Source organism: Methanoregula formicica SMSP, assembly GCF_000327485.1.
Lineage (GTDB): Archaea > Halobacteriota > Methanomicrobia > Methanomicrobiales > Methanospirillaceae > Methanoregula > Methanoregula formicica.
In genome coordinates, this window is the sequence record NC_019943.1 from 81,036 (window position 1) to 107,898 (window position 26,863).

At 51.5% G+C, this 26,863-nt stretch carries 24 protein-coding genes and 1 pseudogene; 10 read left to right on the top strand and 15 right to left on the bottom strand.

Going from position 1 to position 26,863, the window contains the following annotated elements; translation table 11 throughout:
- Positions 1–3: 3 nt before the first annotated feature.
- Positions 4–1,362, bottom strand: a complete 1,359-nt coding sequence (locus METFOR_RS00450; protein ID WP_015284139.1) for a TrpB-like pyridoxal phosphate-dependent enzyme — start codon at positions 1,360–1,362, stop codon at positions 4–6.
- 444 nt (positions 1,363–1,806) lie between these two features.
- Between METFOR_RS00450 and METFOR_RS00455 the strand changes: the two genes are divergently transcribed.
- The 7 genes from METFOR_RS00455 to METFOR_RS00485 all read left to right on the top strand — a co-directional run bounded on the left by METFOR_RS00455 (position 1,807) and on the right by METFOR_RS00485 (position 7,449).
- Positions 1,807–2,475 (top strand): Yip1 family protein, encoded by a 669-nt coding sequence (locus tag METFOR_RS00455; protein WP_015284140.1) that lies wholly within the window; start codon positions 1,807–1,809, stop codon positions 2,473–2,475.
- Positions 2,476–3,657, top strand: a complete 1,182-nt coding sequence (locus METFOR_RS00460) for a COG1361 S-layer family protein (protein ID WP_015284141.1) — start codon at positions 2,476–2,478, stop codon at positions 3,655–3,657.
- Between the two features lie 26 nt (positions 3,658–3,683).
- Positions 3,684–4,343, top strand: coding sequence for an ABC transporter ATP-binding protein (locus tag METFOR_RS00465; RefSeq protein ID WP_015284142.1), 660 nt, complete (start codon positions 3,684–3,686; stop codon positions 4,341–4,343).
- Complete coding sequence (locus METFOR_RS00470) at positions 4,340–5,527, top strand: ABC transporter permease (protein ID WP_015284143.1); 1,188 nt, start codon at positions 4,340–4,342, stop codon at positions 5,525–5,527. The genes METFOR_RS00465 and METFOR_RS00470 overlap by 4 nt, the downstream gene beginning before the upstream one ends.
- Positions 5,528–5,574: 47 nt before the next feature.
- Positions 5,575–6,429 (top strand): class I SAM-dependent methyltransferase, encoded by an 855-nt coding sequence (locus METFOR_RS00475; protein WP_015284144.1) that lies wholly within the window; start codon positions 5,575–5,577, stop codon positions 6,427–6,429.
- Positions 6,430–6,493: 64 nt separating this feature from the next.
- Positions 6,494–6,742 (top strand): hypothetical protein, encoded by a 249-nt coding sequence (locus METFOR_RS00480; RefSeq protein WP_015284145.1) that lies wholly within the window; start codon positions 6,494–6,496, stop codon positions 6,740–6,742.
- Positions 6,743–7,233: 491 nt separating this feature from the next.
- Complete coding sequence (locus METFOR_RS00485) at positions 7,234–7,449, top strand: AbrB/MazE/SpoVT family DNA-binding domain-containing protein (protein ID WP_015284146.1); 216 nt, start codon at positions 7,234–7,236, stop codon at positions 7,447–7,449.
- A gap of 479 nt (positions 7,450–7,928) precedes the next feature.
- On the opposite strand, the gene METFOR_RS00490 is transcribed toward METFOR_RS00485, so the two are convergent.
- From METFOR_RS00490 to METFOR_RS15175, 11 genes and pseudogenes are all read right to left on the bottom strand, one after another.
- Positions 7,929–8,501 (bottom strand): TIGR00725 family protein, encoded by a 573-nt coding sequence (locus METFOR_RS00490; RefSeq protein ID WP_015284147.1) that lies wholly within the window; start codon positions 8,499–8,501, stop codon positions 7,929–7,931.
- Entirely contained in the window at positions 8,498–9,172 is a 675-nt protein-coding gene (locus METFOR_RS00495) for a histidine phosphatase family protein (RefSeq protein WP_015284148.1), read from the bottom strand. Before METFOR_RS00495 ends, METFOR_RS00490 begins: the two co-directional genes overlap by 4 nt.
- Positions 9,169–14,367 carry a glycosyltransferase gene (locus METFOR_RS00500; RefSeq protein ID WP_015284149.1) on the bottom strand — a complete coding sequence of 1,733 codons (5,199 nt, stop codon included), beginning with the start codon at positions 14,365–14,367 and terminating at the stop codon, positions 9,169–9,171. Before METFOR_RS00500 ends, METFOR_RS00495 begins: the two co-directional genes overlap by 4 nt.
- Positions 14,368–14,383: 16 nt before the next feature.
- The gene (locus METFOR_RS14290) at positions 14,384–15,229 is read right to left on the bottom strand and encodes a Rossmann-fold NAD(P)-binding domain-containing protein (protein WP_015284150.1); all 846 of its coding nucleotides are present in this window, start codon (positions 15,227–15,229) and stop codon (positions 14,384–14,386) included.
- 258 nt (positions 15,230–15,487) lie between these two features.
- Positions 15,488–15,937: pseudogene (locus METFOR_RS00510) on the bottom strand (aminotransferase class I/II-fold pyridoxal phosphate-dependent enzyme); the annotation flags it as partial.
- Positions 15,938–16,054: 117 nt separating this feature from the next.
- Positions 16,055–16,573, bottom strand: coding sequence for a hypothetical protein (locus METFOR_RS00515; protein ID WP_015284152.1), 519 nt, complete (start codon positions 16,571–16,573; stop codon positions 16,055–16,057).
- 10 nt (positions 16,574–16,583) lie between these two features.
- A complete protein-coding gene (locus tag METFOR_RS00520; RefSeq protein WP_015284153.1) occupies positions 16,584–17,867 on the bottom strand; it encodes a transglutaminase-like domain-containing protein in 1,284 nt (427 codons plus the stop codon).
- Between the two features lie 237 nt (positions 17,868–18,104).
- The gene (locus METFOR_RS00525; RefSeq protein WP_015284154.1) at positions 18,105–19,028 is read right to left on the bottom strand and encodes a hypothetical protein; all 924 of its coding nucleotides are present in this window, start codon (positions 19,026–19,028) and stop codon (positions 18,105–18,107) included.
- Positions 19,029–19,173: 145 nt separating this feature from the next.
- The gene (locus tag METFOR_RS00530; protein ID WP_015284155.1) at positions 19,174–20,112 is read right to left on the bottom strand and encodes a hypothetical protein; all 939 of its coding nucleotides are present in this window, start codon (positions 20,110–20,112) and stop codon (positions 19,174–19,176) included.
- Between the two features lie 11 nt (positions 20,113–20,123).
- A complete protein-coding gene (locus METFOR_RS00535) occupies positions 20,124–20,957 on the bottom strand; it encodes a peptidase (protein ID WP_015284156.1) in 834 nt (277 codons plus the stop codon).
- 13 nt (positions 20,958–20,970) lie between these two features.
- On the bottom strand, positions 20,971–21,645 hold the full coding sequence (locus METFOR_RS15175) for a hypothetical protein (protein WP_015284157.1): 675 nt from the start codon (positions 21,643–21,645) through the stop codon (positions 20,971–20,973).
- A gap of 524 nt (positions 21,646–22,169) precedes the next feature.
- On the opposite strand from METFOR_RS15175, the gene METFOR_RS00545 reads away from it, so the two are divergent.
- The gene (locus METFOR_RS00545) at positions 22,170–22,619 is read left to right on the top strand and encodes a hypothetical protein (protein WP_015284158.1); all 450 of its coding nucleotides are present in this window, start codon (positions 22,170–22,172) and stop codon (positions 22,617–22,619) included.
- A gap of 39 nt (positions 22,620–22,658) precedes the next feature.
- Positions 22,659–23,465 (top strand): winged helix-turn-helix transcriptional regulator, encoded by an 807-nt coding sequence (locus tag METFOR_RS00550; protein WP_233504417.1) that lies wholly within the window; start codon positions 22,659–22,661, stop codon positions 23,463–23,465.
- 220 nt (positions 23,466–23,685) lie between these two features.
- Here the strand turns inward: METFOR_RS00550 and METFOR_RS15180 are convergent, their stop codons facing one another.
- Positions 23,686–23,883, bottom strand: a complete 198-nt coding sequence (locus tag METFOR_RS15180) for an aminotransferase class I/II-fold pyridoxal phosphate-dependent enzyme (protein ID WP_324602931.1) — start codon at positions 23,881–23,883, stop codon at positions 23,686–23,688.
- 119 nt (positions 23,884–24,002) lie between these two features.
- Here METFOR_RS15180 and METFOR_RS00560 point away from each other — a divergent pair, with 119 nt between their 5' ends.
- Positions 24,003–25,088 (top strand): Fic family protein, encoded by a 1,086-nt coding sequence (locus METFOR_RS00560; protein ID WP_015284160.1) that lies wholly within the window; start codon positions 24,003–24,005, stop codon positions 25,086–25,088.
- A gap of 199 nt (positions 25,089–25,287) precedes the next feature.
- Here the strand turns inward: METFOR_RS00560 and METFOR_RS00565 are convergent, their stop codons facing one another.
- On the bottom strand, positions 25,288–26,421 hold the full coding sequence (locus METFOR_RS00565; protein WP_015284161.1) for a pyridoxal phosphate-dependent aminotransferase: 1,134 nt from the start codon (positions 26,419–26,421) through the stop codon (positions 25,288–25,290).
- A complete protein-coding gene (gene ribH, locus METFOR_RS00570) occupies positions 26,418–26,837 on the bottom strand; it encodes a 6,7-dimethyl-8-ribityllumazine synthase (protein ID WP_015284162.1) in 420 nt (139 codons plus the stop codon). Before ribH ends, METFOR_RS00565 begins: the two co-directional genes overlap by 4 nt.
- Positions 26,838–26,863 lie beyond the last annotated feature (26 nt).

Here is a 26,863-nt window from a genome sequence, read left to right on the forward strand (position 1 = left end):
GGGTTATTGAATCTTGGGGATCCGTCCGATGGCTTCCCGGATCAGTTCGTCCGGGTACTCGTAGTCGACAAGCTGGCCGGCATAGTACGCATCATAGGCTGACATATCGAAGTTGCCGTGCCCCGAGCAATTGAACAGGATGGTCTTCTCCTCGCCGGTCTTTTTGCACTTCCGCGCCTCGTCGATGGCACACTTCACTGCGTGCGATGTCTCCGGCGCAACGATGATCCCTTCCGTGCGCGAGAAGGTCTGGGCTGCATCGAATACTTCACTCTGGTGATAGGCAACCGCACGCATAACCCCATCGTGGACAAGACGGGAAACGATCGGTGAGTCCCCGTGATACCGGAGGCCGCCGGCATGGATGGACGGCGGCACGAAGTCGTGGCCGAGCGTGAACATCTTCAGGAGTGGTGTTAATCCTGCCACGTCGCCGAAGTCGTACGTGAACTCTCCCTTGGTGAGCGTCGGGCACGAGGCAGGTTCGGCACCAATAATATCGGTGTCCTTGTGCTTCCCGGTCATCTTGTCGCCCGCGAACGGGAAAGCGATCCCGGCAAAGTTCGACCCGCCGCCAACGCAGCCGATGACGACATCGGGATAGTCCTCCACCATCGCGAACTGTTCGCGGCACTCCTGCCCGATGATCGTCTGGTGGAGGCAGACATGGTTCAGCACCGAGCCGAGCGCGTAATTGGTATTCGCGTGCGTTGCTGCGTCCTCGACCGCTTCCGAAATCGCAATACCCAGCGCCCCGGGGGTCTCCGGGTCTTTTTCAAGAACCATTTGCCCGGACTTCGTCTTCGTGCTGGGGCTCGCGATGCACTCCGCCCCCCAGACCTGCATCATCGACTTTCGGTACGGCTTCTGGGTATAGCTCGACCGGACCATGTAGATCGTGCACTCGAGATCGTAGAGCATGGTAGCGAACGCAAGGGCGGACCCCCACTGCCCGGCACCGGTCTCGGTTGCGATCCGTTCCATCCCGGCCTTCATGTTGTAGTATGCCTGCGGGACCGAGGTGTTGGTCTTGTGGCTCCCGGCTGGGCTGACACCCTCCCACTTGTAGTAGATCTTTGCCGGGGTCTTGAGGAACTTCTCCAGCCGGAAGGCACGGTACAGGGGAGTTGGCCGGAAGAGCCGGAGCACGTCCTGCACCTCTCCCGGGATATCGATGTACCGGTCCGTGGTCACTTCCTGTTTGATCAGTTCCATCGGGAAGATTGCTTTGAGGTCATCGGGCCCCACCGGCTTATGGGTTGCCGGGTGGAGCGGCGGGTCGAGCGGGGTAGGCAGGTCGGCCTGGACATTATACCACCGTTTGGGCATCTGCTCTTCATCGAGCAGGATCTTTGTCTGCATGGTACAGTGGTTGTTTTGTACAAATATATACATTATGGTACAACTTTGTTTATTGTGGCATTATTAAGAACGGTAATTGAGAGATTTGAGGATTCTATCCGGTGCAATGCAATTCCTCTGTGTTAGAAATATATAACATTACAGACAAATGTCAGAAATGTATAACAATGCGCCAACACATGGTGGCTGGTATTCCATTCTCCAAAGAAATCCCCGTTAAACAACCGGAAAAGAGTTATGATGGATCCCACAAACGGTAATATCACGTTATTCCTGCCCTCCCGGATTGCCTGCTCCGGCAGGACCCTGCGAGCGGAAAAAGGAGAAAATTCTGATAGCAAAAAACAAAACAGAAAGTATATCTCTGTCAACATTGAAGTGTTGACGGAAATATATCAAAGATTATAGTTAAACCATTCTTAGCACAAACAGTACAGGTGAAGCATGACGCATTCTATTATTGATATCCTCTTCCGGCCCGGCCAGTTCTTTTCGGGCCTTGATACAGAAAAAGAGCGTATGACCCTGCCGCTGCTCATCCTCCTTGCCGGGGGCATTACCGCCGCGGCGTACGGATACCTGATCGGCGGGGTAACTGCGCAGATGATGGGCGGCGCCATGGCCGGCCTTGACACGATTGTCCTTTTGTCATCCGTAATCGGTGCGTTCCTCGGAGTCTTCATTTTCTGGGTCATCTGGGCTGCTCTCGTGTTTGGCATATCCCTGGTATTCAAGGGGTCCGGGAGTTTTTCCGGTACCTTACTGGTCATCGGGTACGGCTACCTTCCCCAGGTGATCGGCACGGTCATCACCCTCATCGCAGCGTTCGAGTACGTGCCGAAGATCGTTGTCCCGAAGATCACGTCCTCCATGATGCAGGACCCTGCGGCAGTGCAGCAGGTAACCGCTGCCCTGATGAAAGACCCGGCCATGGTGGAGCTGACCCAGATCTCGGCCCTTGTCACCATCGTCTTCTTACTCTGGAGTGCGAACATCTGGATCTTCGGCATCCAGCACGCACGGAAACTGGCGGTGCGGGACGCAGCTATCTGCGTTGGCATTCCGGTCATTGCCTGGATCTTCTACATGATTTATACGCTTGGAGTATCGTAAATGAGAATCGGCCAGATCATCACATCACTCTTTGTCGCCCTGCTGCTCAGCCTTGCAGTTGGCGTTGCCAGCGGAGCGTACACGAATATCAACGAGGATCCGGTCTCCGGAACCTATTATACCGGGAAGGTCTATGTTGCCGAGACGGTCTTCGAACCCGGCACGTTTTTTACCGGGGATAAGGGGACCGTGACCTACAAGATCACGAATGGAAACACAAACACCAGCATCAAGCTGAACCATGCGATCTTCCGGGACAGCACCTTCTCCCTGCTGAGCGGCAACTACGATAGCACATCGACCCTTGGCCCGCTCCAGACACGGCCGTTCACCTTCTCCATTGTGGCAAACGGGGCCGGGGGGGATTACTACCCGACCTTCTCCGTCAGCCTGTACGATTCCGACCTCAACCATAAGACGCTGCTCCAGATCGACAATACTCCCCTTGAACTGACGGTCGTTGACAAGCCTGACGCCTTCACGCAGGGGAAGAAAAAGACCATCTACCTGCAGGTGGCAAACCCGCGGAAAAACAATGTGAGAAATGTGATCCTCACCGCTTCCGGCACCGGCATAACCGCCAATCCCGAGCGGGTGTTCATCGGCGATCTTGCAGCTGCAGCAAAAACACCGGTCAATGTCTCCCTCACCCCGGACCAGGAGACCACGCTCATCCTCCACCTGGCCTACAACAACGGCGACAACCCCCACGACGTGACCATGGAGATCCCCATCACGTTCGGGCATGACAAGAAACAGGCGGACCCGGTAATGAGCAACATCCAGGTGATGCCGGAGGGAGTGAACTACCGTGTGACGGGCGATGTAACCAATGCCGGGCTCGAGACGGCAAACGCGGTCATGGTGACGGCTCTCCCGCCGGCAGTCCCGGAAGACCCGTACAAGACCTACGTGGTCCAGGCACTCAAGCCGGATGACTTCGGAAGCTTCGAGATCACCTTCTCAACCGATGGCACCGTTGAGAGTGTCCCCGTCCAGATCTCGTTTAAGGACAGCGACGGGAACACCTACACCTCGGTCCGGAACATCACGGTCCCCGACGGCAGGCTCGCAGCCGTGAAAGATAACGGCCCGCCGCTCGTCCCCATCATTGCCGCGCTTGTCGTTGTCGCCATATTTGTCGGCGGATGGTACTTCTACCTCAGGAAGAAGAAACAGTGACGACACCTGAAGACGACCAGCCGGTCATGCTCTTCTCGGACGTGGCCAAGGTGTACCCCCTCCCGGCCGGGGACGTCCGGGCACTGGACGGTGTCTCGTTCCGGGTGGACCGGGGCGAGTTCATCTCCATCATGGGCCCCTCGGGGTCCGGGAAGTCCACGCTTTTGAACCTGATGGGGTGCCTTGATACGCCCACGGAAGGGGACATCTGGATCAGTGGCACCCGGATACGGGACATGTCGGATACGGAGCTCACTACCCTGCGGCGGGACCGGATCGGGTTTATCTTCCAGTACTTCAACCTCTTCCCCCTGCTGAATATCATCGAGAACGTCACGTTCCCCATGATGCTGAAGAGCGGGAGGGATGTGGACCCGGAGCGGGGAAAGGAAGTCCTCCGCGCCGTCCAGCTGGATGAAAAGCTCTTCACCCACACCCCCACGGAACTCTCCGGTGGCCAGCAGCAGCGGGTCGCCATTGCCCGGGCGCTCATCAACAACCCGGACATTCTCCTCTGCGATGAGCCGACGGGTAACCTTGACTCAAAGACCGGTGCCGGGATCATGGAGCTGATGACCGAGCTCAACCGGAACGGGACAACTGTCATCATGGTCACCCACGACCAGAACATCGCCAATTACTCGCGCCGGACCATCCGGATCTCTGACGGGAGGATCGTCCCATGATCTTCTGGGAGATCGCAAAGCGGAACATCCGGCTGCACTTCCTCCGGTCAACCCTTGCCATGCTTGGCATCGTGATCGGGGTTGTTGCCATCGCCTCGATGGGCATCCTCGGCAACAGCATGGTTTCCATGGTCTCCGACAGCCTCTCGTCCGTGGGGGACAGTGTCATCGTCTATCCCTATACCGGTGGCGGCGGGTTCCACGGGGGCGGCGGGAGTTCGGATAACCTGAAGATAACCGACCAGCAGTTCCAGCAGATCAAACGTGTCGTTGCGCCGGGCATTGCGATACCGGTCCATTCGACTTCGGAGCGCATGAAAGTCGGCGTGAGCAAGGATTACATCGTTGCATCCGTATATGGGATCGACCCCCAGTATCTCAAGGACCTCAACTTCGAGCTGACTGCAGGCAGCCTCAACAATGCCAACTCCGGGTGCCTTGTCGGGTCCGCGTTTGCCAAGGACAACAACATCAAGGTGGGATCGCGGATCTCGATGGGAACGGACGGCTCGAAAGGAACGCTCCGTGTCACCGGTATCATCAAGGAGCGGGGCATGAGCTTCGACATCAGCACGGACAACGCCGTCATCGCCACCCAGGACTGGTTCGAGGGCACCTACAATACCGGGAAATACTATGACGAGATCGTCGTCAAGGTCAAGCGCGACCAGGACACCGCAAACGTCAAGACCATCATCGAGAAGCAGATGAACAAGCGGGACAAGGTTGTAATGGTCATCGACAGCAAAGCTACCCTCGCCTCCATCTACGAGACTTTCGGCTCGATCACCGCGTTCGTCACGGCAATCGGCGGGATCTCGATGATCGTCGCCGGTGTCTCGATCTTCAACATCATGATGATGTCGGTCAACGAGCGGATCAAGGAGATCGGCATCATGCGGAGCATCGGTACGCAGAAGAAAGAGGTGATGAGCATGTTCGTATACGAAGCTGCCATCATCGGGGTCATCGGCAGTGTCGTGGGAGGCATACTGAGTCTCCTTGCAGGGTACGCCATCAGCGCCCTGATGCTCCAGTCAACGAAATACCTCTGGACCCTCTCGACCGCGTCCTCGATTGCCGTGGGCGTCGGCTTTGGCATCGTGGTCTGCCTCGCCTGCGGCATCTACCCGGCGTGGCAGGCAGCAAACCTCAACCCGATCGATGCCCTCCGGCACGAGTGAGTGGTATCACCTGAACCTTTTTTTGGCCGGGAACGCTACGGTATGCTATGCAACCAGCGGTCTCTGACCCTGACTGGAACGAGATCTGGAAAGAGCGGCAGCGCCTGCAGGAGTCCTCGAAGCTTGCCGGTGATCCATCGCACAACTGGGACAAAAAAGAGAACGCGGAGCGCTACGATGCGAACGCACGGAGCGAGTACGATGACCGGGTGCAGAAGACGATTGCCTCCCTCCCGCTGTCCCGGGATGCCCGGGTGCTCGACATCGGGGCCGGCCCGGGGATCCTCGCCCTGCCCCTTGCCCCGCTCGTCCGCGATGTGACGGCGGTAGAGCCCGGCGCCGGGATGGTCGAAGTCTTAAAAAAGCACGCGGAACAGGAGGGGATCCGGAATATCGCGTGCGTGCAGAAGACCTGGGAGGAGGTCGATCCGACCCGGGACCTCTCGCCCCTGTATGACATCGTCATCGCCTCGCTCTCCCTGACCATGCACGACATCCACGAGGCGCTCGCAAAGATGGATGCCGTTGCCGCAGGCTCGGTCCACCTCTTCTGGTTTGCCGACATGCCGTTCTGGGAACGGATGTACGCCGATCTCTGGATGCCGCTGCACGGCCGTCCCTACTACCCGGGGCCGAAGGCCGACTGCCTCTTTGGAGTGCTGTACCAGATGGGGATCTTCCCGGACGTGACGATGATGCCGATGGGAAAGGAGTACCGGTTCGCGGACCGGGACGGGATGATAGCATTTTTCTGCCGGCGGTTCGGGGCGACAACACCGGTGCAGAAGAAAGTCGTGGAGGGATATATCGGCCCGATGATCCGTGCAGAGGGGCACGAGGTTGTTATCTCCGGGATGTCAACGCTGGCGCACGTGTGGTGGAAGAAACACCAGAGAAGGTAAATACCGAAGGGTTCCGCGAGACTCTCGAATCTCTTTTATACTATAACCCGGATTATGGATTATTATGGCACTATCACTGGTTGTAACCCCGGTTGCCATGCTCCTTGAGCTGGTCATCTGTGTTTTGGGACTGTACGTGGGCTATACAAAGAAGAAGTCTTACGGGTATCTCTTTGCCGTGACATTCCTCCTGTTTGCCCTGTTCGACTATCTTGGCCAGGCCGGCCTGAACGCAGACAGTCTTGCCATCGTGAACCTGGTGGCCATTCTCGCCGCTCTTGCCGGGATGTATCTTGTACTCCAGGATACGTGACAGGCAATTTCCTTTTTTCATGCGTTCTCCAACAGGGTGGATCCGTTCAATCGCATTTCCGGAAATCACAATTGCGGTTGACTGCTCGCTGAGCGATCCTGTCCAGATTTTTTTAGATTTTTTTCCGGTTTGAAAAATTTTCAGCACGAAAAAAATCCGGAATGAAAACCTGCCCCTGCCCGACCCCCCTTGGCTTCTCATGGAAGGTTTTTTGGGAAATTTGCGTCGAAGATTTCACAGGAAATTATGGTGTTTTTTGCATATCTGAAAAGGGGGATCGGGCAGGGGCAAACCGGAAAAAACGATTGCGTTTGAAAATTTTTTAGAAAATTATTTCCGGTTTGCTGAAAGGATCTGGTAACTTGACTGAGCAGTGGGGGGAATCCGTCCTAAACCCTCACTGAATCCTCAAACCCACTTCCTGCGCACGGTTTTTTTGTTCCCGCAAGACTGATGATCTAAGAATCCAATAATGTAAGTCATGAGTATCCATGCCTGACACAACGCTGGTCAAGGTATCATCCAAGGGGCTCGTCACCCTTCCGAAAAAGATCCGGTCGGATCTCGGTATCAATGACGGGGATTACCTTACTATCTCCTCGGATAAGGACAAGATTATCTTCCGGAAAGCCCGGATCGAGATCGATTACGAGAACCCGGACGATGCGTGGAAGGAACACGCACACCGAAGGCTGGCGCATGACTGAGCCAGCATCATACTGCCGGTCCGGGCACCCGCTCCCATGCCTCGGGGCGATGCCTGTGTTCTCCGCCCGGATGTCAACAGAACGTTGCTGTACATTACCTCACCAATTCCCGTCGTAAAACCTTGATCTGTTCCGGAACAATTACCGTGTTTTTCCTTTTCATAGCCTCTGCCAAAATGGGGGGTGAGGCAAAACTCGTACAACGGGGCACGATACGTGCTCCGTTTCATCAGAAACGGTGCTTGAGAAGAACCAACCGGTTCTTCAGGGGGCCGGAATTTTTACCCCGTGGGGAGGGGGGTGGGGAGAGTGGGTTATCGACGGAGGGGGAATATGGGGAGGGGAGTCCCCCCGCCCCGGTTGTTCGTCTGCTGTACAATTCTTCAGGCTAATGCCGCCACGGTGTCCGCCAAGGGCCTCGACTTTGCTCCGGATCCCTTGAGGAAATGAGGGTGCAGGAGAGCCGGAAAATTTGAGGGTCAAACAGATTCTCTTCTTTTCACTTGTTTATGCCGTTTGTTATAGCGGGGTAGCTTTTTCAGACATTGGATAACTTCCTGATCAGAAGTTACACCATAAATACGGTCATCAGGAATATCAGGATAGCGGGTCCGAGAGTCAATTTTCTGATCGGCAAGTTTTCCGCTCCATCCATCAACCCGACACGCAATTATCAGCCGATTCAAAGCCCAGGCATTTGCCATCTCCGCCAGTGTACCGGCCCCCCCGCCAATTGCAATGACCGCATCCGCATTCGCGACAATTAGATTTCGTGCGAGATCCAGACCGGTAGGAATACAAATATCGACATAGACATTCGCATCACCAGGATCACTGCCGGGAAGAATTCCGACAATATCACCATGTTTGTAACGAGGGGAGCTTCGTGCTCCTTTTGATGCCGCTTCCATTACACCCCCGAGGCCTCCTGTTACCAACCGGTATCCATTATCAATAAGACTCCGCCCAATCTTTTCGGCGAGAAGATATTTTTCAGAATCCTCCCGAATGTTTGCATCCCCGATAACGGCAATTGATTTTTGTTCCTTCATGAAATCCTACGCTCCGTTCTGAATGAATACTCCGCATTTTTGAACTGAATTTCAGCATTGTCAGAATTCGCTGAGATAACAATGCCGTTAAGGAATTCTATGGCCTTGACATTTTTTCCAAATACGGTGAACACTAAAGGGAACAGTGTTATGTCGTGAGCAACGACAACAAGCAGGTCTCCGGGCTGAACAGTAGGGTACGTCAGCAATTTACCCACTACCTCGTCTGTATACTTCCGGGGATTCCAGATAGTATCCTCCGGCAGCTCGGATCGCAGCCATTGTTGAATTAGTCCCTGCCATCCGAATTCATTTCTCAGTTTAACGAGATTATCCAGGTTGACAACAGGACTTTTTATCTCAGGCTCACACCCGAGAACCCTTGTCTGATTTAAAGAAGAGAACCCTTCCTGTATTGAGCAGGCGGTCATCTCACATCGTTTTGCGACAGTGTGCCCGAGGAGCAACAGTTTTTTGGGAGCAACCTGCCTGATGGATTTACCGAATTCCCGTGCCATCTGGACACCCTCAGGATTAATTCCAACGGTATCGCGCAGATGATCGGGAATACCACCGAATGAGTCCCTTTTTGAATGACGTATGAGGACAATCGTTTTTTTATTAAGGGGGGCCTCATCGAGAAGAGCAAGAACATAGGCGCCAGCTTTCATACCCAACCTCCATTCGTTACACCGTCGGTTTTCTTAAGCGGGGTTTTTCTTATAATCTGACCGATAATATCCTCGCGCATCAAACGGGTACCGGTATTTTTTTCTCCGGTGGGTTCATAGAAATACAACTTTTTGTCGATAAAGACCGGGTGGTGTGCCATCTCGACCATGGGAATCATGAAGGCCCAGTCTTCTGCATAGGGAATCCAGGTATCCCCGATTTTCATGTATGACTCAGGAATCGAATCAAACAGGAATTTCCTGAACGATCTCAGGTGCTGCCAGACGTTCCCGCCGCGGGCTCCCCGGGGATTCGTGAACATTGCTTTGTAGTCACACCATTTGTCGGTTCGAATCATGGATCCGACGGTGAGATCAGCTCCATCACTGTACGCCTTCCTGAGTTGACCGATAATATCGGTCCCTATCAGCGCGTCATCCGCATCCAAAGTAATGATGACACTTTCCGGGTTCGAACAGATATCCCGGATTGCGATGAGGTTGTTTTCCATCGATGTGAGAGAATTCCCGTTGAAGAATACCCGGGCCCCCTCTCCGAGTGCAGGGGCCAGGATTTCACTGATGTATTCAGGGATGGGATTGGACGATCCAGCATCGATGAAGACAATCCCGAAGCAATGGTCCTGTTGCCGGGCAACCGAATCCATGCAGCGTCGCATCCTGGAGACCGGGACATCCTTTCCACGGATGATGAAAATATACTCGGTATCGAGCGGGGCAATCCAGTCAGCAAGCCTGCCCATGAGATCAACAGAATTGTTCTGGATTTCCGGAACGTGATTTCGCTCGATGCTCCTGACGACATTATACCAGAGATTAATATCGGATTTTTTATCGTTGGGAACATGGACGAAGAAGGTCCGGCAGTCTCCTCCGCGATAGGATTGCCATGACGATTGTGCCAGTCTGGCATCAAGTGCCCTATGCCAGGGATACTGCAGGGCCCCGTCATGTGTCAATCCGTTCGGGAGGGGGAGCACAGCCGCCAGCCGGGCTTTCGCGAGAAGCGAGCACCGTACTTCCGTCCTCCACTTTTTCCTGGCCCGACCCGTAGAATACGGTTCATTCTTGTTTTTTGCTATGTTGAATGATATCGTGACGGCCATGGGATCTGACTGGAGAACATCGATCATCTCCCCAAGATAATCATGATCACGATCCTTGCGTCCGATGAGACAATCGCTGTCCATCTGGAGAATGTAATCGCCTTGGCACTGGTCTACCCCGAACAATGACATGAAGGTTGGCTGTCCGTTTTCACATCGCGGGTTTGTGCAGGCAATACCGAACCACTTTTGATAAGTCTCTTCAATGGTCGCAGGATCGTCCGGGACTATCACAAAACGGTCGATGACACCTTCGGCTGTAAGGCGCTCCAGCCTTACTTTGAGTTCTGCCACATCTGCCGGGGCATACTCCCGGGAGAATGGCCCGGTGAAAGTGTCCGTAATAACGATTTTCTCGAAAAACCTCTGGGGCCCCTCCAGTTGATTGACGATATGGCGGATCTGGAAATCTATGGATTCCCACTCCATTGCACCCGCACGGATGAGGAGCGATACCTTTTCGTCTCTTGGGAGTTGAAGCGGTTTCACCTTAAGGAGGAGGAAATCGCTTGACGGGCAGAGATTCGGGATATCTGTCGTCCTGACCTCCTCGATTGTTTCAATCTCAAATCCCTGACGGCGTATCTGATGTTTATACCATGAGAATGGCCGGTGGCACTCCGTCCGAATTTTACCGGTCTCCCTCATTTTTTTCTGATAGACAAAGGTTTCCTGGTAATGAGAGTCATCCGGGATGTTCAGCTTCACATGCGTTTCAGATTCCGTTACAAATGATGAGAATGGGTTACAGAGTGCGATAATGGCCTCGCCGTCATCGGAAACCAGCGACCGGATATCCTGCAGAACCTCCGCAGCCTCGGAATCGTTGCTTATGGTACAGAGAACCAGGCTGCAGATCACCCGGTCAAATTTTGTTCCCTTATCCTTCAGAACCGCAAGCTCTTGTGAATCGATGTAGTGTGCCTTGACAGTCTCTTTCCGGTTTCTGGCAAGAACCGTCCGGTCCAGATCATACCCGGTGACCGGAAATCCCTTTCCCGCCAGGGCTTCTGCTATGGAACCCCGGCCGCATCCATAGTCGAAAATGCTGGAGGGATTTGCCTCCGATACGAGTCGAACAATGCATTCATTGACAAGATCATTCTTGGTTTTTGTCTTTGTCGATTCGTAAAAATACTCAAATCCGCACAGTTCCGGCAGATCCCCATCGAAGAGCGCGATCGACATCACATCAGAGATGTCTGCCCGGAAATGCCACCGGTACATGAGATATGCCCTCCGGCACATCTGGAGGAACTCGCTCTCATTATACGGGACAATCGAATCACCGATATCCACAAGTTTGAGCATGCCGTCACTGACAACAAAATTCCGTGGGTGGAAATTCGTGAATGCAATACCGGCATCGCGGCATTCTGTAAGAACGGAGAAGATGTCCTGCAGGTACCCTCCCGAATATTCCTCTCCCTTTTCATAGGAGAGGACAAAAATCAACTCCCCCTCATCCTCGATGATTTCCCTGAGTTGGCATATATGGCACAAGGCAGGGTTGTTCAGGACCGTGGCCCTGATAACATCAAGCCGTCCGTCCTGAAAATTTGCCCGGCCCGCGTAGAAATATTTGTAGGCATTCGTACCATCGGTGAAAACGGCTCCTTCATGGCCATGCCCGACATAGGAAAGAGGTGCCGTGATTTCACCAATCTTCTTCTGAACAATTCTTTCAGTGATAATCCTTGCCCAATCAACCTGCGCTGGCAACACATCCTTTGTAAGGGCTGATCGGTAGGTTTTCACATGCCCTTTGAACTGCATGAGGAATCGTCGAAGGTCCTGCTCATCGCGGGCCATACCCTCACGATACAGGTTCCAAATATTCTTATTCGAATACATTTCTTTAAGAGATTTCAGGAATGTGAGGGTATTCTCTGCTCCCTGCCCGTGGGAAAATGAATCAGACTGTAACACCTTTTCTATCGAGCCGATGAGTCCCTGAATCCGGTAGGCGTTCATGACGAATTGGGTGAGCCGCCCGGCCAGATGGTAATTGAACGAGGTGCAAACTTGGGCGATATCCCCCTCTTCCATCGAGAGTCTGATCCTGCGGGGGATTGAGCCGGTCTCCCCGATTTTTTTCTCATAGTACTCGTCCATAGCACGGACATATGCACTTCCATAAAAATCAGCAAGCAGGGAATCAAAGTTCATGACACCCGCCGCTTCAGCGGTCCGTTCCTGCCTGACCGCAAGAGGGAAAATCCCCACCTTGCTTGCCCGAACCCGGTTATTGAGAATGCACCAGAAAGTATCCCCGCGACGGGCATTCAGCCTCCCGATCCTGGGAGAGATGTTGGGAAATTCCCGCAGGCATACCGGATTGAGCACAAGGGTATTACCACCTCGCGGGATTATTGATCGGGAACCTGATAGCGATCCGCCACAGGTCGAGTGATGCGGAACGGCGACGGGCCGGGTCAGGTTCCTGCCATAACCGATGGCGGGGATCTCCCGGATAATATCCCTGCCTTTGAACGGAAGGACCGGCAGTTCGAGGTGGGCCGCATGCTCACTGGAATAATCATAGTAATAATCGGGAAATGCTCTGCCGAGCTCAGCGATTGAATCCCGTGTTTGAGAGACGGGATGGGCCGACACTGTGGCGTCCGATGCGATCAAACGCTCCTGCTCTTTCAGTGCGAAGAAGACATCGAGCAACTGAACCCGCATTGTGCTTTGAACCGGGAGCGGTGCATCCCCGGTGATTTTCCCTACGGCAATGCTGATGCCCTCACTCCGTAACCGGCCGATGGTATTTTGCAGATCCGCAAGAGAGAGTTTCACAATTTCATTATCCGTTGTCAGATACTCAAGACGGATATCGTCATCGAGGATCCAGACCACAGAACCCGGTATCTGCCGTGCCTCCTTGTAGAGGTAATGGTGGAGAACGGTTCTTCCCGAGGAGATCCCTTTTCGCTGCTGTTCATCCTGCAGATAGGATCCGAATGTTCCCCGGTCGCACTCTTCATCAATGGTTCTGCTGCCGATACATACACAGTTCAGTGACCGGTAGTTTTCCGAATCGAGGAGTCGGTGGAGATCTGGTGTTGAGGGCGTGTTATCGCAGACGATCACCCGCCGTTGAACGGAAGAGTTTTTGAAAAACTCCACAAGATCGTCAAGCAGGTATTGCGTGGAACTCATTCGTGTTGCAATGAACCCGATGACAACAGGGATTTGCGATACGGCAGGCACATCAGGTGATTTATGAGTGCAATCCGGCAGACAATCTCCAAACCGCCATTGGGTTTCCTCGATGTCACATCCAAAAAGGTCCCGCGCACGATGCCGGAATGCCTCACGCTCCGGTTCGGTCATTCTCGGGGCGTATTTATTGTAGAATCCCGCGAGTCCCTGTTTTTTCCGGGGGGATCCGGGCTCAGATAACCGGTTTGTATCGGGAATCGCCCAGTGATGTACCAGATGTTTTCTTACAAATCCGATGCGGCAGGTATCGAGATCGAGCAGCCGGATGCAGACATCCCGGTCTGTTGTGCTTTCCAGTGCTTCATCAAATCCCCCGGCATGAAGAAGGGTCGAGAACCTCACGAAGAGATTGGAGCCCTGAACATGGGGATTCCGGATGAGAAAATCGTGCGCCGAAAGTGTATCAGGGATCGTAAGAGGGATTCCGCTATCTCCGGTTCTTTCGTGGCGTATGAGACCGGATACAACAACATCACAGCGTTGTGAATCGGCTGTTTTCAAGCATTCCGCGAGATACTCGGGGGACCACTCATCGTCATCGTCGAGAATCGAAATCCAGGTCGATTCCGGAACAAGACCTGCCTGTATGCAGGAATACAGGCCGGTGTTTATTGCCCCGGAGAGATTGTCCGTCCTCTGGTTTTTAAAAAATTGAATACCGGGAAGGATTCTGGATGCATCGTGAACCGCATCCCGTGTCTGTTTCTCGTGATTGCTATCACAATCGCTAACAACAAGGATGGTATCCGGTTGCTTTGTCTGCTGGGCGATCGAACCGAGAGCCCGTCTCAGCAATTCAGGCCGGTTCTTCGTTGGAATAAGTACGGCAAGGTGCGGCATTGTATCTCACACCGGCTTAATGCGACCTGTTCTCAACTGACTGCGGAACGGGGGGTTTTGTATTAACAACCAATCGAAAATTCTGATGGTTCTCGTTCACCGTTTCCACGGCTTTAAGCAAGGGTGTATTATGGGAGGCATTGATCAGTTCGCGGGTGTCTTTCGGCACACACTTTCCCCCGTATGCACCGAGACCGGGCCTAAGATGTTCCCGGGATTTGACGCGACGGTCAGCATGGATCACACTCATGACGCTGGAGGGATCCGCCCCGTGTTCACGGGAGATCCGCTCCATCTCATTTGTGAAACTGACCTTTGTGGCGATGTAGGCGTTATGCGCAAGTTTGCCGATCTCCGCGTCCCGGAATGGCATTCGTAACACCGGGACAATCTCCTCCAGTCCGTCAACCCATGAGAAGAGCTTCAATACTTCATCAACCGCCGTTTCGTCGCCGCTGATGACAATCCGGTCAGGATTGACCGACCACTGGAAATTGCTCTTTTCCCGTAAGAATTCCGGCATATAAACGAGATGGAGACGGGGAAACCGTGCTTTCGCTGAGTCCATATATCCGACTCTCACGGTACTCTTGACTACACAAATTCCCTGAAAACGGCTCTCCGTCAACCGTGACAGGACATCATCGACTGCTGAACAATCAAGCCGGTCATCAAAACCCCCGGGAGTCTGGACGCAGATGAAGACAACCTGCGTTTTCAAGATCTCATTCCAGGAACCCTTCCCCTTGATGTCGTAACCGACACAGGGATGGAAAAAACTCATTGCATGTGCAAATGCAGAACCGACTGCTCCAAGGCCAATAATACCGACCCGGGCCTTAACTTCACTCTCGTAGTTCATTCTATTGACTCCGTTTATCTGGAGCCAATAACAAAATGGATTGGCGAACGTTGTCGTTTGCTTTGTATCTTTCGATGGGTTTAGCATCCAGGATACCGTGAAACAATTATTGCTTCACGCATAACATCCATCGATGTTATCGGCAAATTCCGTTTGAAAGTATTATTATTAAAGATTGTTGTAGGAAAATAGGAGGGGATAAACCAAATATCCGACTCATCTATTCCAATAGGTACGGATGCCGTCGATAATACTCTCTTACCCAACCCGCTTGATCCGCGCCATCGCCTCTTTCAGCTTCTCCATCGAAGCCGCGTACGACAGCCGGATCCATCCCGGCGCATAGAACGCACTGCCCGGTGTAGCAGCCACGTGCCCCTTGTCGAGCCAGCGTGAGGCAACTTCCATATCGTCCCCTGCAACCCGGACAAAAGCATAGAACGCACCCTCGGCCGGGGCGGTCTCGTAGCCCATCGCGTTCAGTTCGCCCATGACGTACTTCCGCCGCTTGTCAAACTCCTGCCGCATGTTCTCGACGCAAGACTGGTCGCCTTTCAGTGCCGCAACCCCGCCCCACATGGCAAAGGTCGTGACCTGGCTGATCGAGTGCTGCTGGACCTTGGACATCTCCGTGATGATCTCTTTCGGACCCACGGCGTACCCGAGCCGCCAGCCGGTCATCGCGTAGGCCTTCGAGAAGCCGTTGACATATTCCCAAACAGGGAACATGGATGCATGAAACCGGCATGAATACCCGCAGCCTGATCATCCATCATCTTTTTTTCGATTCATACACAGAGCAGGGGGATTGAAGCAACCTCCTGTTCATGAATTTTTTTTCTTACGTTTCTTCAACGTTAATGCAATGCCAATGAATGCAAGTGCAATGACTGCGCCCGCAAAATTTAAAGACAGGACATTGCGGGTTTGAGCCGGTTGCACAAGAACCCGTGAAATCCCCCCGCCAGGATATACTGTCTCAATTGAGCTTGACCACGTCTCGTTGGCGCCGATGATCCAGATGTCAGTGATTCTTGTGGGGTCATTGCGTTCCCCGGTCATTCTCATCGAGAATACTAGCTGTTTCCCGCAGTTGTTGGCCGGGGGGATGTGAACTGATTTATAATCTATATCCATCTGCTCCTCGTACCAATATCCGACACCACACTCATTGAAAAATTCCATAATGGTGGCGTTGCCCTTCACGGTCGGATGCCTGCCGGTAAGCTGATCGAGGGGTATGCCCATACCGGGATATACCGGTGTGATTTCTGCTGCAGATACTATCCCCAGTAGTGTCGTGATACCAAGCAGGAAACTGAAAACAAGTGCAATCGTTCTCATAAAAAAAGGGTTAATTGTATGCCGGCAGTTCTCCAAACGGCTCGGCAATCATATCTTCATATCTCAGCAAGCCGTCACCTGAGGGATCTGTAGTATACCGGCTGTCATCAGCATCGGTATACTTTGTCAGGCTCATATGTGTGTTGTTGGCCATTTCATATACCTGTGGGTTGTTGAACGATTTCCATGTTGGATCGGAATGCACCCAGGCACCCGCCATCCGGTTTTCCAGGATTGCATGCCCCTGGGCAACACCGTTCTCGTCAATCCAGGTGATGCCGAGGAACCGTGAAGGTATCCCAAGCGAGCGGCTGAAAGTTACATCCATTGTGGAAAATTCATCGCATACTCCCCGGTAGTTATCGTTTACAATATAGAGATCTGATGCAGCATAGAGTAAATACGTAGTAGTTGTCGAATAATTCATTTTAGTTCCAACGTAGTCGTTTAGTCTGCTGGCCGTATCATACGGTGAATTGGTATTATCGGCTGCGGTTGCCGCTTCAGATATGATTGCATACCCTTCACTGAATGGGAAATGGTACAGGTCGCTTGTCTCAAGGTTGTCCCCGCCATCCGGGTCCGGCAGGTGCGAGGCATCATTGTTGTATTTTTCAATCCCGTTTAAGGACAATTGCCCGGACCATGTCACGGTGCCAGGATTTACGGTGATGAAAAAACCCATCGGTTTTATTCCTACGGAGCTCTGACTTGCAACGACAGGGAACGGGATTGAAACCGAACAGTTGGCACCCGGGGCGAGGTTTGTAAATGCTGCTGATGCACCATAACCGTCTTCAATGGAAACGAATGTTACCTGACCGCTTGCGGCGGTTGTCCCGTAATTATGGATGACAATCGTCTGGGTGACTGTGGTATCTTGGGTCCAGTACCAGTCGAAATATCCGTATTCAGGGGCCACGAGGGGGATTGCGGCTGCTGCTTTCACGGTACCGGTCTTTCCTGCAGGACTGATGAAGTTGAGCCTTGCAGCCTTCATTGAGGATTTTTGTGAATCCACGATGTCATTGCCGGGAGGGAACCGGGTATCAGGACTGATGATCGTAACGCCCGGGTATGCCTTTGCGGTCTTTTCATCCATCTTCCTGACTGCAACCGGTGTCACGATCGGGTTATATGCCGACATATCCTTTTGTCCGGCCCATTCATCGAATTCACCGACCCATCCCGGGGGTGTCGGGTTCGTATCGTTCATTGCGCTTACAAGCGGAACCAATACCACTCCCAGCATCAGTGCCGCGAGCAGCAAATTCCATTCTCTTTTTTGTTTCATGCGATTTCTACCTCCATTTTTCGGAAGCATGATCCAAAATCTTCATTAGGACAGACGATAATTGGTTCATGCCTACGGGCAGGGTCGGGTTCGTCAAGTGTGCAAACTTATGTGAACCCGTCCTTTCCACTTTTCAGATCCACATTTACACTATAAATGCCATTTGATTCAAAATTTAAAATATAATTCGTTGCTCCTCCGGTATCAACAACGCGGAATAATCGCCTCGGTATAGTATCAGATTTCCCGGTCACTGATCACCACACGGAGGCCCGTGTCAGGATATGTGACAATGATTTGGAGATGGATGGGTACGGTTTCATTTCCTGACACATCTCTCCCCTGAAGTGTTACGGATGCTTTTTTCTGGAACTGGAGTCCATCTGAAGGTGTAATTTTCACGTTAAAACCAGATCCCTGAATTATCGACTGGTTACTGACATCCTTTTCATCCAAATATATTTTCACGGTGGGGGCCGAATCATGTTTTATCCTTGCATCCGGAATCATAACAATACGAATGGAATCAGGGCTGGTACGGGTTACATCCACACTATCGGAAATAATTGGGGCGCAACACGAGAGCTCTTTTGCAATGACTCCCGTACTCATACCAAAGTATAACAGACTTGGCGGGATGATCAGGACTGCGAGGAATAATAACCGGTAATTGCAGAGCCTTTTCACAACGGTTGATGGGCTTCGGTTTTTTTTCTCATTTGGTGGGGCCAGGTACTTGGGTTGATGAAACCATGCACCTGCCAACTGCAGGGCAACCGATCCGAAGAGGATCCCCGCGAACAGGACGAAAGGCAGATCGGAAAGATCCCCTGCGTCCAACATGATCGTCTGGAACGCGATGATCGCCATGAACACAAGTGCTGTACCAATCCCGGATACCAATCCGATAATGCTCTCCCGTGTATTCTTTCCGGTACTGAACAGGTCCCCCGCAATATACCCAAGGATGGCAAAAAGCAGTGTAAAGAGTACGATTGCCTGGGCATCATGATACGGAAAAAACTCTATCGCATTCGGAAAAAACCGGTCCCATATTTCTTGCAGAAGATAGTACGCTGCGGCTGAACAGACACCGCCGAGGCTGCCCCACAGGAGGATTGCCGGTAATGACAGATCTTTTAACGAGGGTTTCATTTTCATCAGTGGTTAATATACTGCTCCGTCACCGCCGATGCGCTTCTGTTTATTGGTTTTACCGATATGGCATTGCGGATCCAACTTTAATATTGCCGGTGTTTGTACTGACATAGTTTATGTCATCCGGATCCATCGTAACCTGAGTTTATTATATACTATCGTCATAAAGGATAACCGGTTGTTCCGATCCATTGTAACTGATTACCTTCAGACGTATCGGAGTACTATTACAATTGGCAACACCCTTCCCTGAGATAATTACAACGGAATCCTCATCATAGGTCAATCCTCCAGCGGGGTTAACAGTTACAGGAAAACCGTTTTTCTCAGATACGGTCTGGTTGCTGACATCTATATCATGAATAAGGATCCGCGGAGGATTGTATCGACCGATCCATGATACTGCAGGCATTTTTGCTGAGTACAGTATCCTGATTGTCAGATTGTCAAGACGTTCAACTCTGATTTCCTGATGGAGCCGGCATTCTAGGCAGTCATTGGCAATAAGGCCGGAAGTTGTTCCGATTAAAGCCAGCATCGGAGGGATCGAAGCTGATAACAGGATAAGGATGAACAAGGCGGTTAACGTAAACGCACATTGCGCCCCTCTCTTTTTAGCAACTCTGCTTGCTTCCCCAAATGATAATCTATGATAATATCCCACGGCGCCGGTCATCGTTCCGAGAGACGCAAGAATAATCGACAGTATTATCAGACATAAGACGGGGAAATACACGGAACCCTCAGGAAGATTTCTGGTTAATGCTATGCAGAATGCGATGCCGGTACCTGTTATACATCCCGACAGGAGACCGATAACCAGGGCATCTTTTTGATTATTGATGGATAACCGGCATTGAGAGACTGCCCATGCACCAGTAAAAAACAGAATGAGCAAACCGGTCAAGAGCATCTGCGTTATCTGGATAATTATCAGATAAAAATTGTAATCAACAAATGGTCTCCAAATCCACTGGTTCAAGAAAAAAAATAAAACCAGTGCAAAGACTCCGGTCAACCCTGTAATAGATAAAAATATAAGGATCTTCCTTCTTGGATTTTTTTTTCCAATTTCTAGGGATGACATGCTATCAAAAATTAATTGAATGGATTAAAGAGAATTATTTTTCCGTTCTGGGCATCAACAACAACCTGCCCTCCCTGGACAAGGCCATCAACAGGTGCTGCATTAACTTTTACGATCCATACTAGTTGCTGAACATCCGGTTCAGGACTAGCAAGTGAAAGATAGGCATCAGTCCTAGAATCTTTGAGATTCCCAAACTGTTCAAGAGCGGCCCTGACAGCATCAGATTGTCTGACATTGGGCTCAAGGTTGATCTTGGTTTCCCGCTCTTTAGCCAGATATGAGATAATCTTACCATTATCCGAATCTACAGTGATGTATATCTTGTTCAATGTGGAAACCCCATTGATTTTTTCTGACCACACAAACGCATATTCCTGTCCTCCGGCACCATGATCAATAAGCGTAGATTCCGTCAACTCCATATTTCGTGTAATGAATGTTTTGTATTTTTCTTTCGCAAAGATTTCGGCATTGTTTTTTGCCTGCTGCTTATCAATATGGACACGATGTGAACTGGAGCGAGCATCCGAGAAATATGCGAATTCTATATCCCCGTTTTCCTTATTTACGTAATACCGGTTCTTTCCTTCCGAAAAGTCATATACTTCTCCGTATGGAAATTTGATAGACCCATGGTATTTGAAATCCAAGGAATTCAGATTCTTTGAATTGCCGTCGAAGTCCACAATTCTGTTTTTCGCCTCATCAATTCCGATGCCGGTTGAAGATGGCGATAAATCCTGTCCTCCTTCTTTTGTTAATGCTGCCGCGGGAAAGGAAGCGATCACCAGCGATGCAATAATCACCGATATTATTGAAATTTTCGTAAACTGTTTCATCATTTTCCCTCCTTGATTATGATCCTGCTCTTGCCGGTTTTATCGTGTTTGACACTCCCGGTCCCTGCCAGGTTACTGTGTCTATCCCTCCACTACCTAGGTACCAGTATGTATTCAGGGTATCCACTTTTGCATAATATGCCGCATCCTGTATGGTGGAATATTGGTTAAGACGATACCAGAAACGCTGGGTCCAGTAATCGGCTTGAAACTTTGTAATTTCTCCGGTAAACCCTACGGCAGCATCTCCGCCGCGGTTTACAGTCGTTGAGAGAAGGTTGGAACCACCGGACCCGGAATTACAATTAACAAATACTGCAAGTGCAAGATCATTGATCTGACCGCTGGTTAATTTTGATATGCTTTTTTGGTCAGATGGATTGTTGGCATAAATCCAGGAATTGTCATAAAAAACAATTCCTCCGCTGTTACCATGACCGTTAAAGGAAAATACCTGATCACTTGGCAGGTTACTCCATGCAGAAGATGCAGGAACATTGGAATCATAATAAGCACCGTAACCCATGTTGCTTTGCTGAACTGCGGCATTATATGCATCATTACTGAAGTCATTTGCATAACCATAGTTCGGACCCCAGTCATCAGCCCTATACGCACTCGCTATCGGTACCACCGCCATCGCTGCGAGCAATAATGCAGACAGGATAACGCATAATCTGTTTTTTCTCATGTAATTCAATACCTCCATTTTTCTCTACTAACAGAGGCACGATCCAAACATTCTATGAAGAGAAGTCTTTCATCTCATGCCTACGGGCAGGATTGGGTTCGTCAAGTGTGCATACTTATGTAAACCCCGTCCTCCACTGATTGGGACGCCCTCCGGCTGTCCGCAATGAGCAGTTTGCCCCGGGATTATAAACGATTTGTCGGTCAAAACTTTACATGTCCCTGGAATACCAATCACACGAACTATTTCGTAAAAGGTATTTTTATTCACCAATAAACGAGATACGTTCGAACCTGAAAAAACCCGTTTTTTAAAAACGAGAGGAACCAACAACCCGGAGAGAGAATAAGGTTGTGATACCATGTTCTCTCCGGATCGACGGGTATCGTTTTAGATAACCGCATCACAAATACCCAATCCTTCTATAAACGTTCTCTCATCCAAAACTTTACACTTCAGCAACGTGTAAAGTTTTGACCGACAAAAGGTATTAATCTGTAATTGGAACGCTTTCCCGTGATACCATGAAGGTTCACTGGTTAGCACTGTTGTTAGTTATCGGTGCGGCACTGACCGTACCGGTTGTATCGGCAAAGATTGTTGAAGAAAAAGACGGGTATGTCGTGACACCTGGCGACAATACCCTCAGGCTGCCGGAAATATCCCGAATGAGTTCGGCCTCGATTTCCCAGGGACAGACTCAATGGTATTCAACATATGTACCGTCGGGAAAAACCTCGTTCTTTGCCGATCTGTACTGGGGCACCCCTTCAAATTCCCTCTCGCTCACGATCGCTGCCCCAGATACCACACTCGGTCCCTACTATGATTCCGCGGACGGGCGGATCGATGGCCGGGTTAACCTGAGGATTTCCAAATCCGGCGGTCTTGCATCCGGCACCTGGTGGTCGAAGGTTTATGGATACCGGGTGAGTGGCGTGCAAAGCTACACTTATTCTGCATCCGCGAGTTAGACCATAACCCTTTTTTTATCGTACCCTGAATATTCATGGATGAAGAAAATGATCAGGTACGGAATCATCCTGATTCTTGTTCTTTGTTCATTTTCGTTAGTACCATCCGGTTCCTGCGGGTTTCATAATGGATACACGGTCGAACCGGTAACACCAGATATGGATACGGGTACGCCGCTGGAAACCGTGCCGGTCGATTTCTGGGACCTTCCCCCGGGAATGATGTTGCTCGCACTGGCTCTTTCTGTATCCTCCTTTATCGGATTCCCCGTTGAACTCTTCTTATTCATCAAACTATACGCATATCTGGGATACCGGCATGTTACCAGAACAATCGTATTTGAAAATGACACACGGAGTCTTGCCTATCATTGTATACAAGATAATCCGGGTATCTACTTCAATTCCTTAGTGCGAAAGACCGACATCAAACCCGGGACACTGCGGTACCATCTCATCATTCTCATGACAACAGGAAAGATCTCCGCTATGAATATGAACGGCCATACACGGTATTTCGAAAATTCCAGGAAATTTTCAGAGGTAGAGAAAACGGTGTTTAAGCATATCCGGAATGAGACTGATAACCGTATTCTCATATTACTGCTTGATAATCCCGATACGAACAGGAAGAATCTGGAAGTGATGATGGGAATATCAGGACCATTGGTTACATGGTACATGAGAAGACTTAGTGATGATGGAATTGTCTCCATACAAAAAAACAGGAAAAATGTCCGGTATGAGATCTATCCTGAAGTGCGGCAATATCTTGAAAAATATCTTGTCCCAAACAGGGGGGTGATGCCGGTGTTATCCCTGGAACCTTCTCCCGAATCTTCATAATGCAGAATTCCAAGAGTTTATTTCAAGCCTGAAAAAACCGGCCCTTTATCCTGAATGGAGAAAAAAAGGTGGGCGATGGTATACGACCTTCGGTTTTCACCCACACATCCCCGTAATCAACCCGACATCTGCTGAGCTGTCACCGGGTCCAGCACCTGTGCTAGGATCTGCCCGGCCATCGACATGAAGAAGGTCCAGAAGACTTTCTTCACCTGCTCTTCTACCCCACCCTCTTGATCCTCGCCATCGCCTCGCGGAGCTTCTCCATCGAAGCCGCGTACGACAGCCGGATCCATCCCGGCGCATAGAACGCACTGCCCGGTGTAGCAGCCACGTGCCCCTTGTCAAGCCAGCGTGATGCCACTTCCATTTCAGCTCCGGCAACCTTCACGAACGAATAGAGCGCACCCTCAGCCATCTTGGAAATACATACTCTTGGTAAAATCGTGGCGAGGTGATCCCATCCTCATTCACCAGCAATTTGATGATTCAGAAGACGTCAGTATATTATAATGAACCTGCTGAAGGGAGCGGAATATGGCCTTTAATCGTCTCCGTCCCAATAACGAGCTCCCGCCACTTCCTCCGGCAATAGATCTCGAAACAAAACCAATCCTGAAAAAATGTATATCGGCACACCGGGCTCTGGCCACTCTGAAAGGTGCCGGCGATCTTATTCCCAACCAGGCCATCCTCATCAACGCTATCCCGCTTCAGGAAGCAAAAGCAAGTTCGGAGATCGAGAATATTGTCACAACAGGAGACGATCTGTACCGGGCATCCATTATCCCAAGTGCAGCAACCGATCCCCAGACAAAGGAAGTCCTGCGTTACCGGAGTGCATTACGTCGAGGATACGATCTTTTGGGTAAATACCACATCTCCAACGTTGTTCTTAAAGAGATCTGCGAGGTTCTGCTGGATCGCGAGGTCCAGATCCGCTGGTTCGGGGATACCAAGATCAAGAACCGGGCGACCGATGAGACGATATATACTGCACCTGAAGGCGGGGATATCCTCCGTGATAAACTGGACCGTCTGGAGCAATACATCCGCGAAGGAAACTCAATTGATCCGTTAATCCGCCTCGCCCTCATTCACTACCAGTTCGAGGCGATCCATCCGTTCGAAGACGGGAACGGGCGTACCGGGCGTATTCTGAATATCCTGTTTCTTATCGAGCGGGGACTCCTCGATATCCCCGTGTTATACCTAAGCCGCGGGATCATAGCCCGGAAAAACGATTACTACCGGTTGCTCCGTCAGGTAACGGAAGAAGGTGCCTGGGAAGAATGGATACTCTTCATGCTCTCGGTCATTGAGGAAACATCTGTCTGGACATATGAGCGAATTCTTGCGATACGACATCTTCTTGATGAGACAACAGAGAAGTGCAAGCGTGAACTGCCATCAACGGTTTATTCAAAGGACCTGGTAGAGCTTGTTTTCGTCCAGCCATACTGCAAGACCCAGTTTGTTGTCGATGCCGGTATCGCCAAGCGCCAGACTGCGGCGAGTTACCTTCAGGAAATGGAAAAGATCGGCGTACTCGAATCCAGAAAAATTGGCCGGGAGCGGATTTACATTCATCCCGCTCTCCTCCATCTCCTGAGAGAGCCATAGTGACATGTCGATTTTTTCTGATTTTTTCGACACGTTTTTGGAACGTGTCTATTGAATCGACATGTCTGATCTCAGCAAAACACCGGCGGCTGCTTCTCAAAAATAGCGTCTCTCAGGAAACCAACTCAGATCGGCCGGTTTCCTGAGAAGCACTCAGGACGAATTATTGCTTAAAATCGTGGAATTAACCCGGGCTCTTCTACCCAACCCGCTTGATCCTCGCCATCGCCTCTTTCAGCTTCTCCATCGAAGCCGCGTACGACAGCCGGATCCAACCCGATGCATAGAACGCACTGCCCGGTGTAGCAGCCACGTGCCCCTTGTCAAGCCAGCGTGATGCCACTTCCATATCGTTACCGGCAACCTTCACGAACGCATAGAACGCACCCTCGGCCGGGGCCGTCTCGTAGCCCATTGCCTTGAGCTCGCCCATGACGTATTTCCGCCGCTTGTCGAACTCCTGCCGCATGTTCTCGACGCACTGCTGGTCACCCTTGAGCGCCGCAACTCCGCCCCACATGGCAAAGGTCGTGACCTGGCTGATGGAGTGCTGCTGGACCTTCGACATCTCCGTGATGATCTGCTTTGGTCCAACCGCGTACCCGAGCCGCCAGCCGGTCATCGCGTAGGCCTTGGAGAAACCATTGATGGTGATGGTGCGCTCGTGCATGTCGCCGATTGCCGCAAGCGAGAGGTGCTCTTTCCCGTAGATCATCTTCTCGTAGATCTCGTCCGACATCGCGTAGAGATCCTTGTCCGTGCAGAGATCGGCTACGAGCTGCATGGACTTCTTGTTGAAAACAGCGCCTGTGGGATTCGAGGGCGAGTTGACGATGATCATTTTTGTTTTGTTGTTGACCTTTTCAAGAAGAGAGTCATCGAGCTGGAAGGTCTTCTGGTTGATCTCGTGGAAGACCGTTTTCCCGCCAGCGATATGGATGCAGGGCTCGTAGGAGACCCAGGCCGGTGTGAGGATGATCGCCTCGTCGCCCGGGTTCAGGACGGCCTCGCAGGCCTCGTAGATCGCGTCTTTCGCCCCGCAGGCGACAATCACCTGCTGGGGCGTGCAGGGGAAATGGTTCTCCCGCTCGATCTTCTCCGCGATTGCGGCGGTCAGCTCAGGGATGCCGCTGCTCGGCGCATAATGCGTCTCGCCCCGCTTCAGCGCATCGATGCAGGCGTCCGTGATGTGTTGCGGGGTGGCGAAATCAGGCTCTCCGATAGACAGGCTGATGACATCGATCCCCTGCCGCTGCATCGCCTTGGCCTTGTTGGAGATGGCGATGGTTGCCGATTCTGTTACGCCGGCAATCTTTGCCGACAGCGGCTTCATCGTAACCTTTTGACCATCTTGATGGCTGACTCGACAGCCCGCTTTGCGTAGTCGATCCGCTCGTTGGCTTCGAGCCGGGTCATGCCGGGGCCGGAGATGCCGAGCGCAACGGGTTTGCCGAACTCTAAGGAGAGGTCGATAATCTTCCGGGCCGCATGCTGCACCACGATCTCGTCGTGCTGGGTCGCCCCCTCGATGACGCAGCCAATCGTCACGACCGCATCGACCTTTCCGGCAGTCAGCAGCTTCTTGATGGCAAGCGGCATGTCGTAGGCGCCGGGCACATACATGCATTCGGTCACTTCAGCGCCGAGGAACGCTGCGTGCTCGCGGCCCTCGATCTCCATCATATACGTGATGTCGCGGTTGAACTCCGCGACAACGAATCCCAGTTTTATCGGATTGGTATCGCACATAGCAGATCATCTCGTCTGGTTGGTCA